This window comes from Afipia sp. 1NLS2 (assembly GCF_000178995.1).
Classification (GTDB): domain Bacteria; phylum Pseudomonadota; class Alphaproteobacteria; order Rhizobiales; family Xanthobacteraceae; genus Afipia.
On the sequence record NZ_ADVZ01000006.1, the window covers coordinates 96998 to 112172 of the forward strand.

Genomic DNA, 15175 nt, shown 5'->3' on the forward strand with positions numbered 1-15175 from the left:
CCGCGCGATGGACACCGGTTTTTTGAAAGGCCCGCACGATACGTTATTCAGCGTGGGTTCAGTAAAAGGGCTGTCAGGCCCGCGGGTGGGCGCTCTGGTAGACATCCATTAGCCGCTCGGCGTCGATCCCGGTATAGATCTGGGTGGTCGAAAGCGAGGCGTGGCCGAGCAGTTCCTGGATGGCGCGCAAATCGCCGCCGCGCGACAGAAGGTGGGTTGCGAAAGAGTGGCGCAGCGCGTGCGGCGTGGCACTGTCGGGCAGGCCGAGGGCGCCGCGCAGCCGTTCCATGGTCAGTTGAATGATGCGGGGCGACAGCGGCCCGCCGCGCGCGCCGACGAACACGGGCTTCTCGGGCGCAAGCGGGTAGGGGCACTGGGCGATATAATCCTGCACGGCCTCCAGCACGCCTTGCAGCACCGGCACCATCCGCGTCTTGTTGCCTTTGCCGGTGACGGTGATGACGTCGCCGCGCCCCGGCTCAGGAATGTCGCGCCGGTTGAGGCCAAGCGCCTCGGAAATGCGCAGGCCGGAGCCGTAGAGCAGCGCCATCACGGCGGCGTCGCGCGCCCAGATCCATGGCGGACGATCCTCGCCAGCGCGGATATCGGCCTCCGTCAGATTGCGGGCGGCGGAGACGGCCAGCGGCTTCGGCAGGGTCTTTGAAATCTTCGGCGCGCGGATCGCGGACAGCGCGCCGACCTTGCCTTTGCCTTCGCGTTCCAGAAAGCGGCCGAACGAGCGCAAGCCCGCCAGCGCCCGCATCAGCGAACGCCCGCCGATATCGTCGGCACGCCGCGCCGCCATGAAGGCGCGTACGTCCGTCGCCTCAATCGCGGCGAAGGCCTTAAGCGAGGCCGGTTTGCCCCAATGCTCTGCCAGAAACATGAGGCACTGGCGCAGGTCGCGCTCATAGGCCTCCAGCGTTTTGGGTGACAGCCGCCGCTCGCTTTTCAGATGCGCGAGCCAGCGCGCCGCCTCGGCCTGAATGTCGGCGTTGGCGGGCAGGATCGTGGCTGAGTTGCGCTTTGGCTTAGGCATGTTGCCTGACATATACATGTGCAAGTAAAGGCGAGACTCGCGCGCCGGGACCGCGGCAAGGCTGATCCCCAAGGGTGGCAGTTGCCGCGCGGTTGCGATACTCACACTGGGCCGTTTATCCTTTCTTAAATCGCTACGCCGGAAATCCCTCATGCCCAGACGAGTTGTCGATGTCCTCGTCCCGGTGGCGCTCAATCAGGCCTATTCTTACGGCGTGCCCGATGGCGAGGAACTGGCACCGGGCGATGTGGTCAGCGTTCCGCTAGGTGCGCGCGAAGTGATCGGCGTGGTTTGGGCGGAAAACCAGAATCCGGCCCCCCGCCTGCACAACCGGCTGAAAGATGTCAGCGAAAAACTCGACGTGCCGCCGCTGCGCGAGGAACTGCGCCGCTTCGTCGACTGGGTGTCGAACTACACGCTAGCCTCGCGCGGCATGGTGATGCGGATGACGCTGCGGATGGGCGAGCATCTCGGCCCCGAGCGCGTGCGCCTTGGCGTGCGGCTGGTGGGTGAGCCGCCGCAGCGCATGACGGCGGCTCGCGCCCGTGTGCTCGATCTTCTTTCGGATGGATTGTTGCGCGCAAAATCCGAGGCCGCGCAGGAGGCGGGCGTCAGCGGTTCGGTGATCGACGGGCTTGTCGATGAAGGCACGCTGGCAGTCGAAACAATGCCGCGCGAAAAACCGATGCAGCCGCCGGACGCTGCATTTGCCGAACCGGATTTCTCCCCCGAGCAAAGCGAAGCCGCTGCGAAGATGCGCGAGCTCGCCGCGCAGGATGGCTTCGCCGTCGCGCTAATCGACGGCGTGACGGGTTCAGGCAAGACCGAAGTGTATTTCGAAGCGGTCGCCGAAATCATTCGCAAGGGACGGCAGGCGCTGATCCTGATGCCGGAAATCGCACTTACGGGACAATTCCTCGAACGCTTCGCGCAACGCTTCGGCGTGCGGCCGATCGAGTGGCATTCGGAACTGACGCCGCGTACCCGCGCGCGCAACTGGCTCGCGGTCGCGAATGGTGAAGCGCAGGTCGTGGTCGGCGCGCGTTCGGCTTTGTTCTTGCCCTACGCGGATCTTGGGTTGATCGTGGTCGATGAGGAGCACGACCAGGCCTACAAGCAGAGCGACGGCGCGCATTATCATGCGCGCGACATGGCGGTGGTGCGCGGGCACATCGCGAAGGTTCCAGTGGTGCTGTCGTCGGCGACGCCGTCGGTCGAGACGGAGGTAAATGCGCGCACCGGCCGCTATCGGCGCATCGCGCTGCCATCGCGGTTCGGCGGCCAGCACATGCCGCATATCGAGGCGATCGATTTGCGCCGCGAAGGCCCGCAGCGCGGGCGTTTCATCTCGCCGCCGCTCGCGGAGGCCGTGAAGTTCGCGGTGGAGCGCAGGGAACAGGCGCTGTTGTTCCTCAACCGCCGCGGCTATGCGCCGCTGACATTATGCCGGGCCTGCGGCCACAGGTTTTCGTGCAACATCTGCGATGCGTGGCTGGTGGATCATCGTTTCCGCCAGCGCCTCGTTTGTCACCATTGCGGGTTCTCGATGCCGCGCCCGCATGTCTGCCCGCAATGCGCGGCGGAGGAATCGCTCGCCGCCATCGGCCCCGGCGTGGAACGGTTGCAGGAGGAGGCCGCGACTCTCTTTCCCGAGGCGCGTACCATGGTTCTCTCCAGCGATCTCATCACCGACATCGAGACCATGCGGTCGGAACTCAACGAGATCGCGGAAGGCCGTGTCGACATCATCATCGGTACGCAGCTTGTGGCGAAGGGACATAATTTCCCACGTCTCAATCTCGTCGGCGTGGTCGATGCCGATCTCGGGCTCGGCAATGGCGATCCGCGCGCCGCCGAGCGCACCTTCCAGTTGCTCAATCAGGTGATCGGGCGTGCCGGTCGCGAGCAGGGGCGCGGTGTGGGTTATCTGCAAACGCACCAGCCGGAACATCCGGTGATGAAGGCGCTGGTCGCCTCCAACCGTGAGGCGTTCTACGACAGCGAGATCGAGGCGCGTGAGCGCGCCGCCTATCCGCCGTTCGGGCGGCTCGCGGCGCTGATCGTCTCGGCAGCGAACCGGCCGGATGCGGAAGGCTTTGCCCGCAGGCTCGCCAACCTCGCGCCGCGCGATGAGCATGTGGTGGTGCTGGGACCGGCGGAGGCGCCGCTCGCTGTCATCAAGGGGCGCTACCGGTTTCGCCTCTTGGTGAAATCGTCGCGGGCGTTCGATCTGTCGGGCTATCTGCGTGCGTGGCTCGCGGCGGCGCCGAAGACCAAGGGTAGCCTCACCCTCGAAGTCGATGTCGATCCGCAGAGTTTTTTGTAAGCCGCAAAATGAACCGCAAAATGAAAGAGCCGGCATTTGCGCCGGCTCTACTCATACTCAACTGACTTTACGCAACAACGCTACGCTACGAACTCGTTTGATTGAGCATGATGTGATCCGAAAACCGCTTCGCACTTTTCGGCATCATGCTCGTGCTTACTGAACTTCTGCGACCACCCGGCCGACGCCGCGGCCGGTCAGGCCGATGGCATGCGCGGCACCCTTGGAGAGGTCGAGCACGCGGCCACGGATGAACGGGCCGCGATCGTTGACGGTGACGACGACGCTGCGGCTGCCATGGGTGACCTTGAGGCGGGTGCCGAAGGGCAGGGTGCGGTGCGCGGCGGTCATCGCGTTCTGGTTGAAACGCTGGCCGGACGCGGTACGGCTGCCCGACTCATTGCCGTAATAGGAAGCCATGCCGGAAAATGTGCGGCCGGAATGATGCGTGGACGAAGGGACGTCGAGGGACGCGTTGGCTTCGCGCCAGGACTTCTTGGGGCTACGGGCTTCGCTTGCCTGCGTGCTGAGACCGAGAACACAAACCACCGAGAAAGCGGCCAGCGAGGTATTCCGAATCGCAGAGGCTGCGCGCGGCGCCTTCCTCGAAAATCTCAACATCAAGTCGTCCTTATGCCTGTTTATCCATCAGACGACCAGGCTATAGATGGCCATTGCTCGTCTGACGGCTGGTTCTTCGATCAATAAGGCATAAACGGGGCGCTTGATTAAGTTCCGTACTCTTTCACATATTGGGAGAAAGCAAGGCGAATAGCCTAAGTTCTATACGAATACTTTATCTATACAATAGATATACGATCATTCGACAATATATACTCAATAGCGAAGTTAAAATCCGGCCTCGCGCAGTAAACGGCAAAGCGGGATTTAGGGCCTCAGTTATAGCAATCTTGCATATCGACATGAGCTGAGCGGGACGCTCTGCATGGCAGGGGGCGCTGCGCTTGCGATTTCGGCCACCCCGCCGGATCAGCTTTAGGGACGCCGCATCTGCGACTTTCGATTTTCGACTGGTAGTTATGGTCATATTGCGCCTGCCAGCGCCCTATGTTAGCAAGCGCGCGTTTTCACGATGCTGAACATATCGGTTCGGCCGGAAATCGAAGTCCAGCTTGAATCTCAAGGACTTACATCGCTCGGCGCGAATTCATGGCGCCTGTCCAATGGCGATGGATTTTTCTTGGAATTTTTCTTGGGCCTTCAACAGCAGAAGAGCATTTCGTGGCTACTGACGATACCTCAGTTTCAGGCGTGGCCGGACGGTACGCGACCGCCCTGTTCGAACTGGCCCGGGACCAGAAATCCATCGATTCGGTTCGCGCCGATATCGACAAATTTGCCGGCCTGCTCGCCGAGAGCGCCGATCTGGCGCGGCTCGTGCGCAGCCCTGTGTTCACCGCGCAGGAGCAGGGCAAGGCGCTTGACGCCGTGCTTGCCAAGGCCGGCATCGGCGGCATCGCCGCCAACTTCCTGAGGGTTTTGACCGCCAATCGCCGCCTGTTCGTGGTGAATGACGTGATCCGCGCGTTCCGCGTGCTGGTGGCGAAGTTCCGTGGCGAAGCCACGGCCGATGTCACCGTCGCCGAACCGCTCAATGACAAGAATCTCGACGCGCTGAAGGCTTCGCTGAAGTCAGTGACAGGCAAGGACGTCGATCTCAACGTGAATGTCGATCCCTCGATCATCGGCGGGCTTATCGTCAAGCTCGGCAGCCGCATGGTCGATAGTTCGCTTCGCACCAAACTCAATTCGATCAAGAACGCGATGAAAGAGGCAGGCTGATGGACATCCGGGCCGCGGAAATTTCCGCAATCCTCAAGGACCAGATCAAGAATTTCGGCCAGGAAGCCGAAGTTTCCGAGGTGGGTCAGGTTCTCTCCGTCGGCGACGGCATTGCCCGCGTCTACGGTCTCGACAACGTCCAGGCGGGCGAAATGGTCGAGTTCGAGAACGGCACGCGCGGCATGGCGCTGAACCTTGAAAGCGACAACGTCGGTATCGTTATTTTCGGCGCCGACCGCGAGATCAAGGAAGGCCAGACCGTCAAGCGCACCCGCGCCATCGTGGACACTCCGGTCGGCAAGGGTCTTTTGGGCCGCGTCGTTGACGCTCTCGGCAACCCGATCGACGGCAAGGGCCCGATCCAGGCGACCGAGCGCAAGCGCGTCGACGTCAAGGCGCCCGGCATCATTCCGCGCAAGTCGGTCAGCGAGCCGATGGCAACCGGCCTCAAGGCTGTTGACGCCCTGATCCCCGTCGGCCGCGGCCAGCGCGAGCTGATCATCGGCGACCGCCAGACCGGCAAGACCGCGATCGCGCTCGACACCATCCTCAACCAGAAGCCGCTCAACGTTGCGGGCGCTCCGGAAAGCCAGAAGCTGTATTGCGTCTACGTCGCGATCGGCCAGAAACGCTCCACAGTCGCGCAGTTCGTTAAGGTGCTCGAAGAGCAGGGCGCGCTTGAGTATTCGATCATCGTCGCCGCGACCGCTTCGGACCCGGCGCCGATGCAGTATCTCGCGCCGTTCACCGGCTGCACCATGGGCGAATACTTCCGCGACAACGGCATGCACGCCGTCATCATCTATGACGATCTGTCCAAGCAGGCCGTCGCCTACCGTCAGATGTCGCTGCTGCTGCGCCGCCCGCCGGGCCGCGAAGCCTATCCGGGCGACGTGTTCTACCTGCACTCCCGTCTGCTCGAGCGTTCGGCGAAGCTGAACGACAGCCTCGGCTCCGGCTCGCTGACCGCCCTGCCGGTCATTGAGACCCAGGCGAACGACGTGTCGGCCTACATTCCGACCAACGTGATCTCGATCACCGACGGCCAGATCTTCCTTGAAACCGACCTGTTCTTCCAGGGCATCCGCCCGGCGGTGAACGTCGGTCTGTCGGTGTCGCGCGTCGGATCGTCGGCGCAGACCAAGGCGATGAAGAAGGTTGCCGGCAAGATCAAGGGCGAGCTCGCGCAGTACCGCGAAATGGCGGCGTTCGCGCAGTTCGGCTCCGACCTCGACGCCTCGACCCAGCGCCTGCTGAACCGCGGTTCGCGCCTGACCGAGCTCCTGAAGCAGCCGCAGTTCTCGCCGCTGAAGATGGAAGAGCAGGTCGCTGTGATCTGGGCCGGCACCAACGGCTATCTCGATGCGCTGCCGCTCAACAAGGTGCGCGCGTTCGAAGACGGCCTGCTGTCGCTGCTGCGCGGTAAGCACATCGATCTTCTCAACGCGATCCGCGACTCGAAGGATTTGTCCGACGACTCCGCCGCCAAGCTGAAGAGCGTGGTCGACGGCTTCGCCAAGTCGTTCGCGTAAATCCCATTATGGCCGGGCTCGCCCCGGCCATTCTTTGAAGTGGCAGGACGTCTAAACGATCGGATCCACGGTCTGATTGTCGGAGTGAAATAGAAGAATGGCTTCGCTCAAGGACATGCGTGTCCGCATCGCCTCGACCAAGGCGACGCAGAAGATCACCAAGGCCATGCAAATGGTCGCGGCCTCGAAGCTGCGCCGTGCGCAGACCGCGGCCGAAGCAGCGCGGCCTTATGCCGAGCGCATGGATGCGGTGATCTCCAACATCGCGAGCGCGGCGGCAGGTTCCGACAGCGCGCCTCTGCTGCTGACCGGCACTGGCCGCGATCAGGTTCAGCTTCTGCTGGTCTGCACCGGCGAGCGTGGCCTGTCGGGCGCGTTCAACTCCTCCATCGTGCGTCTCGCCCGCGAGCGCGCGCTGGCCCTGATGAACCAGGGTAAGGAGGTCAAGTTCTTCTGCGTCGGCCGCAAGGGCTACGAGCAGCTCCGCCGCCAGTTCGAAAAGCAGATCGTCGGCCACATGGAGCTGCGCTCCGTGAAGGTGCTCGGCTACAAGAACGCCGAGGAGATCGCGAAGAAGATCGTCACGATGTTTGAGGCGGGCGAGTTCGATGTCGCCACGCTGTTCTATGCTCAGTTCAAGTCGGTGATCGCGCAGGTGCCGACCGCGCAGCAGGTGATCCCGTTGGTGGTCGAGGCCAAGCAGGAAACGACTGCGTCGGCTTCCGCGGTTTACGATTACGAGCCGGAAGAGAACGAGATTCTCGCAGACCTCCTGCCGCGCAATCTCGCGATCCAGATCTTCCGCGCGCTTCTCGAAAACAACGCTTCGTTCTACGGCGCGCAGATGAGCGCGATGGACAACGCCACCCGCAACGCGGGTGACATGATCCGCAAGCAGACCCTGATCTACAACCGCACCCGACAGGCGATGATTACGAAGGAACTGATCGAAATCATCTCCGGCGCCGAGGCAATCTGAGGAGAGAAGCAATGTCTTATTCGACAAAGGCTACGACTTCCGGTGGACGCAACGGCCGCGCTGTTCTGGATAATGGCGGCCTCGCTTTGGCGATGGCCCTGCCGAAGGAAATCGGCGGCAATGGCGAGGGGCACAATCCCGAGCAGTTGTTCGCACTTGGCTGGTCGGCCTGTTTCGGCCAGGCCATTCTGGTTCTGGCCAAGAAGCATGGCCTCGACGGTCAGGCCGCGAAAGTCACCTGCGACGTGACTCTTAACATCAACGACGGCGCGTTCTCGCTCGCCGCTGAACTGAAAGTCGCCCTGCCGGGCGCCGACAAGGCCAAGCTTCAGGCCCTGATCGAAGATGCTCACACGATTTGTCCGTATTCGAAGGCGACCAAGGGCAACGTGCCCGTCAAGCTGACCGCCGTCTAAGTTATCAAGGAGAGAGTTTCCATGGCCCAACCCGCCAACCAGGTCGGACGCATCACGCAGGTCATCGGCGCGGTCGTCGACGTGCAGTTCGACGGCTATCTGCCGGCGATCCTGAATGCGATCGAAACCAAGAACCAGGGCAACCGCCTCGTTCTCGAAGTCGCGCAGCATCTCGGCGAATCCACCGTGCGCGCGATCGCGATGGACACCACCGAGGGTCTGGTCCGCGGCCAGGAAGTCACCGATACCGGCGCACCGATCAAGGTGCCGGTCGGCGAGGGCACGCTCGGCCGCATCATCAACGTCATCGGCGAGCCGGTGGACGAAGGCGGTCCGGTCAAGGCGGAAGGCACCCGCGCCATCCATCAGGAAGCGCCGGCCTACACCGAGCAGTCCACGGACGCTGAAATTCTCGTCACCGGCATCAAGGTCGTCGACCTGCTGGCTCCGTATGCGAAGGGCGGCAAGATCGGCCTGTTCGGCGGCGCCGGCGTCGGCAAGACCGTGCTCATTCAGGAACTGATCAACAACGTCGCGAAGGCCCACGGCGGTTACTCGGTGTTCGCCGGCGTCGGCGAGCGCACCCGCGAAGGCAACGACCTCTATCACGAGTTCATCGAATCCGGCGTCAACAAGAAGGGCGGCGGCGAAGGCTCGAAGTGCGCTCTCGTGTATGGCCAGATGAACGAGCCGCCGGGCGCCCGCGCCCGCGTCGCTCTCTCCGGTCTCACCATCGCGGAAGATTTCCGCGACAAGGGCCAGGACGTGCTGTTCTTCGTCGACAACATCTTCCGCTTCACGCAGGCGGGTTCGGAAGTGTCGGCGCTTCTCGGCCGTATTCCTTCGGCCGTGGGTTATCAGCCGACGCTCGCGACCGACATGGGCGCGCTGCAGGAACGCATCACCACCACCACCAAGGGCTCGATCACCTCGATCCAGGCGATTTACGTCCCGGCCGACGACTTGACCGACCCTGCGCCGGCCACCTCGTTCGCCCACTTGGACGCGACCACGACGCTGAACCGTTCGATCGCTGAAAAGGGCATTTACCCGGCGGTGGACCCGCTCGACTCGACCTCGCGCATGCTGTCGCCGCTGGTTGTTGGTGACGAGCACTACGCGGTGGCCCGTCAGGTGCAGCAGATCCTTCAGCGCTACAAGGCGCTGCAGGACATCATCGCCATTCTCGGCATGGACGAGCTTTCGGAAGACGACAAGGTTACGGTCGCGCGCGCCCGCAAGATCGAGCGCTTCCTGTCGCAGCCGTTCCATGTCGCTGAAATCTTCACCGGCTCGCCGGGCAAGTTCGTCGAGCTCGCCGACACCATCAAGGGCTTCAAGGGCCTTTGCGAAGGCAAGTACGATCACCTGCCGGAAGCGGCCTTCTACATGGTCGGCACCATCGAAGAGGCCGTCGAGAAGGGCAAGAAGCTCGCAGCGGAAGCGGCGTAATCGCGATGGCCAACACCTTCCACTTCGATCTCGTCTCGCCGGAGAAGATCGCCTTCTCCGGCGAAGTCGAGCAGGTCGACGTTCCGGGCGTCGAGGGCGACTTCGGCGTGCTGGCGGGTCATTCGCCGCTGGTGGCGAGCATTCGTCCTGGCATCCTCACGGTGACCGTCGGCGGCAAGAACGAGAAGATCATCGTGCTCGGCGGCCTTGCGGAAGTGTCCGACAAGGGCCTGACGGTGCTGGCCGACACAGCGACGTCGCTTGCTGAACTGGATCGCGTGGCGTTCGCCAAGCAGATCGAGGAGATGGAAGAAAACCTGAAGGACAAGGAGCCGGGCAGCGCGCTCGATCGCGCGATTGCGCGGCTCGACCACTTCAAGGTCATCCAGCAGCGCATCACCTCGACCGGAATGCACTGAGGCTTGCGTTTTGAGAATCAAAAAGCCCCGCTTTGGCGGGGCTTTTTTGTATCCCTGTCATGGCCGGGATCTTACTTGCCGGCGAACCGCGAAAATTCCTGCACCACGCGCTCATAGACCGGGCGCTTGAAAGGGACGACGAGGCCGGGAAGGTTCTCCATCGGCTCCCAGCGCCAGTCGATGAATTCGGGCTTGTGTCCGGCAGGCGAGACGACGTTGATCTCGCTATCCTCGCCAGTGAAGCGGATCGCGAACCACTTCTGCCGCTGCCCGCGAAAGCGGCCCTTCCAGGCACGCCCTGCGATGGTGCGTGGAATGTCGTAGGTCAGCCAGTCGGAGGCCTCGGCGAGTTTTTCCACCGAGCGCGCGTTGGTCTCCTCAAAAAGCTCGCGACGTGCGGCTTCCCAATGATCCTCGCCGGGATCGATGCCGCCCTGCGGCATTTGCCAGCCATGCGCCTGATCGACATGCTCGGGACCGCCGACGCGCCGCCCGATAAAGACCAGTCCCTTCGCATTCAGAAGCATGATGCCGACGCAACTCCGGTAGGGCAGATCATCGTAACGCGACATCGTACAGGCCTTCAGTTGGTTCCGTGGCCGGTTTGCCGCGCAAGCCTGCGACAAATCGGGAGATTAGCTGGATTTTGATTTCATCAGGGTCGTTGTCAACGGCACCAAAAGGATGCCCCGGCTCTCAAGGCGTTGTGCCCATGCCCCGATCCGCTCGATTGAAATCGGCAATGCGGAGGCCATGCCGACCGCGCTGCCGCGCTCGCGTGCCAGCGTCTCAAGCTTCATGAGACTCTTGTCGATCTCGGCGGCGGTTGGAACCTGATCGAGCACGGCATCCGCCGTCGCGGTAGGTACGCCCTGCGCGCCCGCGAGCTGGCCAGCCAGACTGCGCGGCACGCTGCCGTCGTCAAGCCAGGCGAGGCCGCGCTTGGCCGCCTGCTGGATGATCGGCTGCATCGCGGAATCGGTAACGAGGAAGCGCGAGCCCATGAAATTCGTGAGCCCGACATAACCCTGGAAGCGGCTCATCAGCCACATCAGCCGGTCTACGTTCTGCTCGGGGCCCGCGGTGGCGAGGAGGGTCTGCGGGCCGGGATCGTTGTCCGGATAGTCGTAAGGCTCCATGGGGAGTTGCAGCAGCACTTCGTGCTTCCGGGCGCGGGCGCGCTCGACGAGCTTGCCGGGATCGGAGCCATAAGGCGTGAAGGCCAGCGTCACCGCGGCGGGCAGCTTCACGATCGCATCGTTGGTCTTGGCGGCGCCAACGCCGAGCCCGCCGATCACGATGGAGATCGTCGGCGTGGTGGCGGCGCGGGCACGCTGCAGGTCGGTTCCGGAGGCATAGACCCGCCACGGCTTCAGCCCATCGGCTGCGATCGGCACCATGCCGTAGCGGGAATTCTCCAGAAGCCGCTGGTTGATGCCGCTCATCATCGCCGGCGTGTCGGCATCGAGCCCTGCGGGCGTGCCGTCGTCTCCGACCTTCATTTCGCGCCGTTCGCCGCTCGAGCCGTCGATGATGGTGACGGTCTTCTGGCCGCTCGGTGCGGCGGCAGGGGCAACTGGGGCGGCGGAGGGGATCGCGGAGTGGTCTGCGCCCGGCAGTTTGGCCGGGTCGTATTTGGCGACGACAACCGGTTCGCCGCCCATCGGGTCGCGGCCGAAAATGGCGAAGCCCAGGAACGCCAGTAAAAACAGGCCGCAGACCGTGGCGATCGCCTGCGGCGCGGTGAAGGGCAGGCGGAAGCGGCGCTTGCGCGGCGTGGTCTGCCCCAGCGGCGCGCTCAGGTCATCGGTCACGACAAGGGATCCCGCGAATCATCCGCGGAATCCTACCATGACAGGATGGGATAGCCTCGCCCGGCCGCAGCCTTCAGGCCTTCCGGGGTGTCGTCCGTGCGGGATTGCCGACGACTGTGGCGCCCGGGGCAACGTCGCGGGTCACTACGCTGCCCGCGCCGATGATGGCGTTATCGCCAACGGTGACGCCGGGCAGGATGATCGCGCCGCCGCCGATCCAGACATCGGAACCGATCGCCACCTGCCGCGCGAACTCGAACCCATCGCGGCGCTGGACCGGGTCGCGCGGATGGTCGGCGGCGTAGATCTGCACCGCGGGGCCAATCTGGGTGCGGTCGCCGATGGTGACGTGGGTCACATCGAGGATGACGCAGTTGAAGTTCATGAACACGCCGGCCCCGAGGCGGATGTTGAAGCCGTAATCGCAGTGGAATGGCGGCCGCAGGTCGCAGGAATCGCCTGCTGCGATCCGCTCGCGCAGCACCGCGAGCCGCTCGGCGGCGGATTGGCTGAGCATGGCGTTGTAGCGCGCGAGCCATTGCTGGTTGGCGGAGATGTCGACCTGAATCTCGGGATCACCGGGCAGGTACAATTCGCCCGCGATCATCTTCTGCTTTTCGCTGGTCATGACGTCTCCGATGGATCGCCGGAAATAAAAAAGGCGGCCGCAGGGGCCGCCTTTTGTGATCGTGAGGTAAAGACTTTAGTTCGCTGCCTTCTTAGTTCGCAGCCTTGGCCTTGTCGGCCGGCGGCGGGGTCGTCGTGTTGGCGGCGTTGTGCTTGATGCCATGCAGAAGATCGATGGCGGTGTGCAGCGCCTTGTCATTCTTTTCATCCGGCGGCACGTAGGACTGCGAACCGGTTTCTTCCTGGCCGTCGGCCTTGAGGTGGCCGCGCAGCGAGGCTTCGCCCTTGGTGTCGGTCTTGGCCTTCAGATCGTCAGGGACGTCTTGCATCACTTCGATGTCGGGGGTGATGCCCTTGGCCTGGATCGACTTGCCCGACGGGGTAAAGTAGCGCGCGGTGGTGAGCCGCAACGCGCCGTTGCCCGAGCCGAGCGGGATGATGGTCTGCACCGAGCCCTTGCCGAACGAGCGGGTGCCGATGGTGGTCGAACGCTTCTGGTCCTGCAGTGCGCCCGCGACGATTTCGGAAGCGGAAGCGGAGCCGCCGTTGATCAGCACGATCACCGGCTTGCCCTTGGCGAGGTCGCCGGGCTTGGCGGTGCGGCGCTGGGTTTCCTCGGCGTTGCGGCCGCGCGTCGAGACGATCTCGCCGCGATCGAGGAAGGCGTCGGATACGGAGACAGCTTCTTCAAGCAAGCCGCCAGGATTGTTGCGCAGGTCGAGGATGTAGCCCTTCACCTTGTCGGTACCGATCTGCTGCTGGAGATTGGCCATCTCCTTCTTCAGGCCTTCGGTGGTCTGCTCGTTGAAGGAGGTAATGCGGATGTAGGCGATATCGCCATCCTCCACTTTCGCGCGGACTGCACGGACGCGGATGTTGTCGCGTGTCAGCGTGACCTCGATCGGCTTGTCCTGACCCTTGCGGATGATCTTCAGCTTGATCTTGGTGTTGACTGGGCCACGCATCTTGTCGACGGCCTGATTGAGGGTGAGGCCCTGCACGGCTTCATCGTCGAGATTGGTGATGATGTCGTTGGCGAGGATACCCGCCTTCGAGGCCGGCGTGTCGTCGATCGGCGACACCACCTTGATGAGGCCGTCTTCCATCGTGACTTCGATGCCAAGTCCGCCGAATTCGCCGCGGGTCTGCACCTGCATGTCCTTGAAGCTCTTCGCGTCCATGTAGCTGGAGTGCGGGTCGAGACCGGTCAGCATGCCGCTGATGGCGCTCTCGATCAGCTTCTTGTCGTCCGGCTTCTCGACATAGTCGCTGCGGACGCGGTCGAACACGTCGCCGAACAAATTGAGCTGGCGGTAGGTGTCGGCGGCCGCGGCGCGCGCCGAGGTGCCCATCAGCGAAGCTCGGGGCTGGGTCACCAGAAGGGTCGCGGCAGCGCCGGCTGCGGCGCTGAGAAGAATGAGAGAAGTCTTGCGCATCATCCGCGAACCTTTTCGCCTTCCTTTGCGGCCCACCATGGGCCTGGATCGATCGGAGCTCCGTCTTTCCGGAACTCGATATAGAGTACGGGTTGGCTCGATGGCGCTGCCAGAATGGAGGCGACCTGAGACTGTGATCCCATCGTCGCCACCGGCTCCCCCGTCAGTACAAACTGGCCAATATTGACCGAAATACGGTCCATTCCAGCGATCAGGACATGATACCCGCCGCCCGCATTGAGGATCAAGAGTTGTCCATAGCTCCTGAACGGTCCCGCATAAACCACCCAGCCATCACACGGAGTTGTGACCTGTGCGCCGGGGCGCGTCGCGATTGAAATGCCCTTTTCCTGCCCGCCATTGCCATCCGGCCCGCCGTAATTGCGAATCTTCGTGCCGTTGACCGGAAGAGGCAACAACCCCTTTGCCGCAGCAAAGGCAATCGCCGGACTGAGGCGCGCTGGGTCCTGCATGCCGCGCAAATTAGGCTTTCCGTTGACGGAGGGGGGGGTTCCTTTCAATTCCGCCGCCGCCGCCGCCCGGGCAGCACTCTTGATGTCCTGTTCCATTTTGGCAATCAGGTCCTGCAGGCTGCCGGCTTGCCTGGCCAATTCAGTGGCACGGCTCTTTTCTGCTGCCATGTCACGTTCGGCATCCGACTGCTTCTTCTGCCGCTCATCGACGAGGGCTGCGAGTCGGGTGCTGTCGGTCGTGAGCTTGTCGCGTTCGGCCGCGAGGCGGTCGCGTTCTGCCGAGATATTCTTGCGCACCTGAATGAGCTCGCCGAGGTCGTTTGCGAGCTTGAGTGCGCGGGCGCGCATTTCCGGCACGGCCGCGCCGAGCAGCATCGCGGTGTGCAGCGATTGCAGCGAATCCTCTGGCGTCACCAGCAAAGCTGGCGGCGCGCGGCGTCCCGCGCGCTGCAGGGCCGCGAGCACTTCGCCGATCCGGTCGCGCCGGGTTTCGAGCGACAGCCTGATCTCCGCTTCGCGCGCGTCGAGCGGGCGGATACGGCCCTCGCTGTCGCTGATATTGGCCTCGATGGCGCGGATGCGCGCGGCGGTGTCGATCAGTTGCTGGTTGAGCTTGGTGCGGTCCTGCCCGATCGCGGCGATCTCGTCCTTGAGGCGTTGCTGCGCGTCCGCCGCTTCCTTCTGCTTGGCGCGCAGCGCCTCGAGTTCCTGATTGCGCTGGTCGAGCGTGGCCTGGCCGGATGCGGGCGGTGATGGGGCCGGTGTTTGCGCGAGCACGCCTGTCGTCCCGAGGCACGCGGCCAGCGCAAGGCCGCAGAGCCGAGAAAGGCCGGACGATTTGCGCGCACTGAGGATCAAA

General features: G+C 63.4%; 14 protein-coding genes. 7 read left to right on the forward strand and 7 right to left on the reverse strand.

All coding sequences use genetic code 11. The annotated features are described in order from the left end of the window. Positions 1-73: 73 nt before the first annotated feature. Entirely contained in the window at positions 74-1039 is a 966-nt protein-coding gene (locus AFIDRAFT_RS18765) for a tyrosine recombinase XerC (RefSeq protein ID WP_197083282.1), read from the reverse strand. A 151-nt stretch (positions 1040-1190) separates the two neighbouring features. On the opposite strand from AFIDRAFT_RS18765, the gene AFIDRAFT_RS18770 reads away from it, so the two are divergent. Then, positions 1191-3365 carry a primosomal protein N' gene (locus AFIDRAFT_RS18770; protein ID WP_009341257.1) on the forward strand — a complete coding sequence of 725 codons (2175 nt, stop codon included), beginning with the start codon at positions 1191-1193 and terminating at the stop codon, positions 3363-3365. A 156-nt stretch (positions 3366-3521) separates the two neighbouring features. Here AFIDRAFT_RS18770 and AFIDRAFT_RS18775 read toward each other — a convergent pair whose 3' ends face one another. Continuing rightward, positions 3522-3986, reverse strand: a complete 465-nt coding sequence (locus AFIDRAFT_RS18775) for a septal ring lytic transglycosylase RlpA family protein (RefSeq protein ID WP_009341258.1) — start codon at positions 3984-3986, stop codon at positions 3522-3524. 621 nt (positions 3987-4607) lie between these two features. Between AFIDRAFT_RS18775 and AFIDRAFT_RS18780 the strand changes: the two genes are divergently transcribed. The 6 genes from AFIDRAFT_RS18780 (at position 4608) to AFIDRAFT_RS18805 (ending at position 9966) form a co-directional block, all read left to right on the forward strand. Beyond that, positions 4608-5168, forward strand: coding sequence for a F0F1 ATP synthase subunit delta (locus tag AFIDRAFT_RS18780; protein ID WP_009341259.1), 561 nt, complete (start codon positions 4608-4610; stop codon positions 5166-5168). Further along, positions 5168-6700, forward strand: coding sequence for a F0F1 ATP synthase subunit alpha (gene atpA / locus AFIDRAFT_RS18785; protein ID WP_009341260.1), 1533 nt, complete (start codon positions 5168-5170; stop codon positions 6698-6700). The genes AFIDRAFT_RS18780 and atpA overlap by 1 nt, the downstream gene beginning before the upstream one ends. A gap of 97 nt (positions 6701-6797) precedes the next feature. Then, positions 6798-7679, forward strand: a complete 882-nt coding sequence (locus AFIDRAFT_RS18790; RefSeq protein ID WP_009341261.1) for a F0F1 ATP synthase subunit gamma — start codon at positions 6798-6800, stop codon at positions 7677-7679. Between the two features lie 11 nt (positions 7680-7690). Further along, positions 7691-8095 carry an organic hydroperoxide resistance protein gene (locus AFIDRAFT_RS18795; RefSeq protein WP_009341262.1) on the forward strand — a complete coding sequence of 135 codons (405 nt, stop codon included), beginning with the start codon at positions 7691-7693 and terminating at the stop codon, positions 8093-8095. 21 nt (positions 8096-8116) lie between these two features. Then, positions 8117-9547, forward strand: a complete 1431-nt coding sequence (gene atpD, locus AFIDRAFT_RS18800; protein ID WP_009341263.1) for a F0F1 ATP synthase subunit beta — start codon at positions 8117-8119, stop codon at positions 9545-9547. 5 nt (positions 9548-9552) lie between these two features. Beyond that, on the forward strand, positions 9553-9966 hold the full coding sequence (locus AFIDRAFT_RS18805; protein ID WP_009341264.1) for a F0F1 ATP synthase subunit epsilon: 414 nt from the start codon (positions 9553-9555) through the stop codon (positions 9964-9966). A 71-nt stretch (positions 9967-10037) separates the two neighbouring features. Here the strand turns inward: AFIDRAFT_RS18805 and AFIDRAFT_RS18810 are convergent, their stop codons facing one another. The 5 genes from AFIDRAFT_RS18810 to AFIDRAFT_RS18830 form a co-directional block, all read right to left on the reverse strand. Beyond that, positions 10038-10538 (reverse strand): RNA pyrophosphohydrolase, encoded by a 501-nt coding sequence (locus AFIDRAFT_RS18810; protein ID WP_009341265.1) that lies wholly within the window; start codon positions 10536-10538, stop codon positions 10038-10040. Between the two features lie 63 nt (positions 10539-10601). Next, on the reverse strand, positions 10602-11780 hold the full coding sequence (locus AFIDRAFT_RS18815) for a divergent polysaccharide deacetylase family protein (RefSeq protein WP_009341266.1): 1179 nt from the start codon (positions 11778-11780) through the stop codon (positions 10602-10604). Between the two features lie 73 nt (positions 11781-11853). Beyond that, positions 11854-12408, reverse strand: coding sequence for a sugar O-acetyltransferase (locus AFIDRAFT_RS18820; protein ID WP_009341267.1), 555 nt, complete (start codon positions 12406-12408; stop codon positions 11854-11856). 91 nt (positions 12409-12499) lie between these two features. Further along, positions 12500-13846, reverse strand: coding sequence for a S41 family peptidase (locus AFIDRAFT_RS18825; protein WP_009341268.1), 1347 nt, complete (start codon positions 13844-13846; stop codon positions 12500-12502). After that, positions 13843-15174, reverse strand: coding sequence for a murein hydrolase activator EnvC family protein (locus tag AFIDRAFT_RS18830; protein WP_009341269.1), 1332 nt, complete (start codon positions 15172-15174; stop codon positions 13843-13845). Before AFIDRAFT_RS18830 ends, AFIDRAFT_RS18825 begins: the two co-directional genes overlap by 4 nt. Position 15175 lies beyond the last annotated feature (1 nt).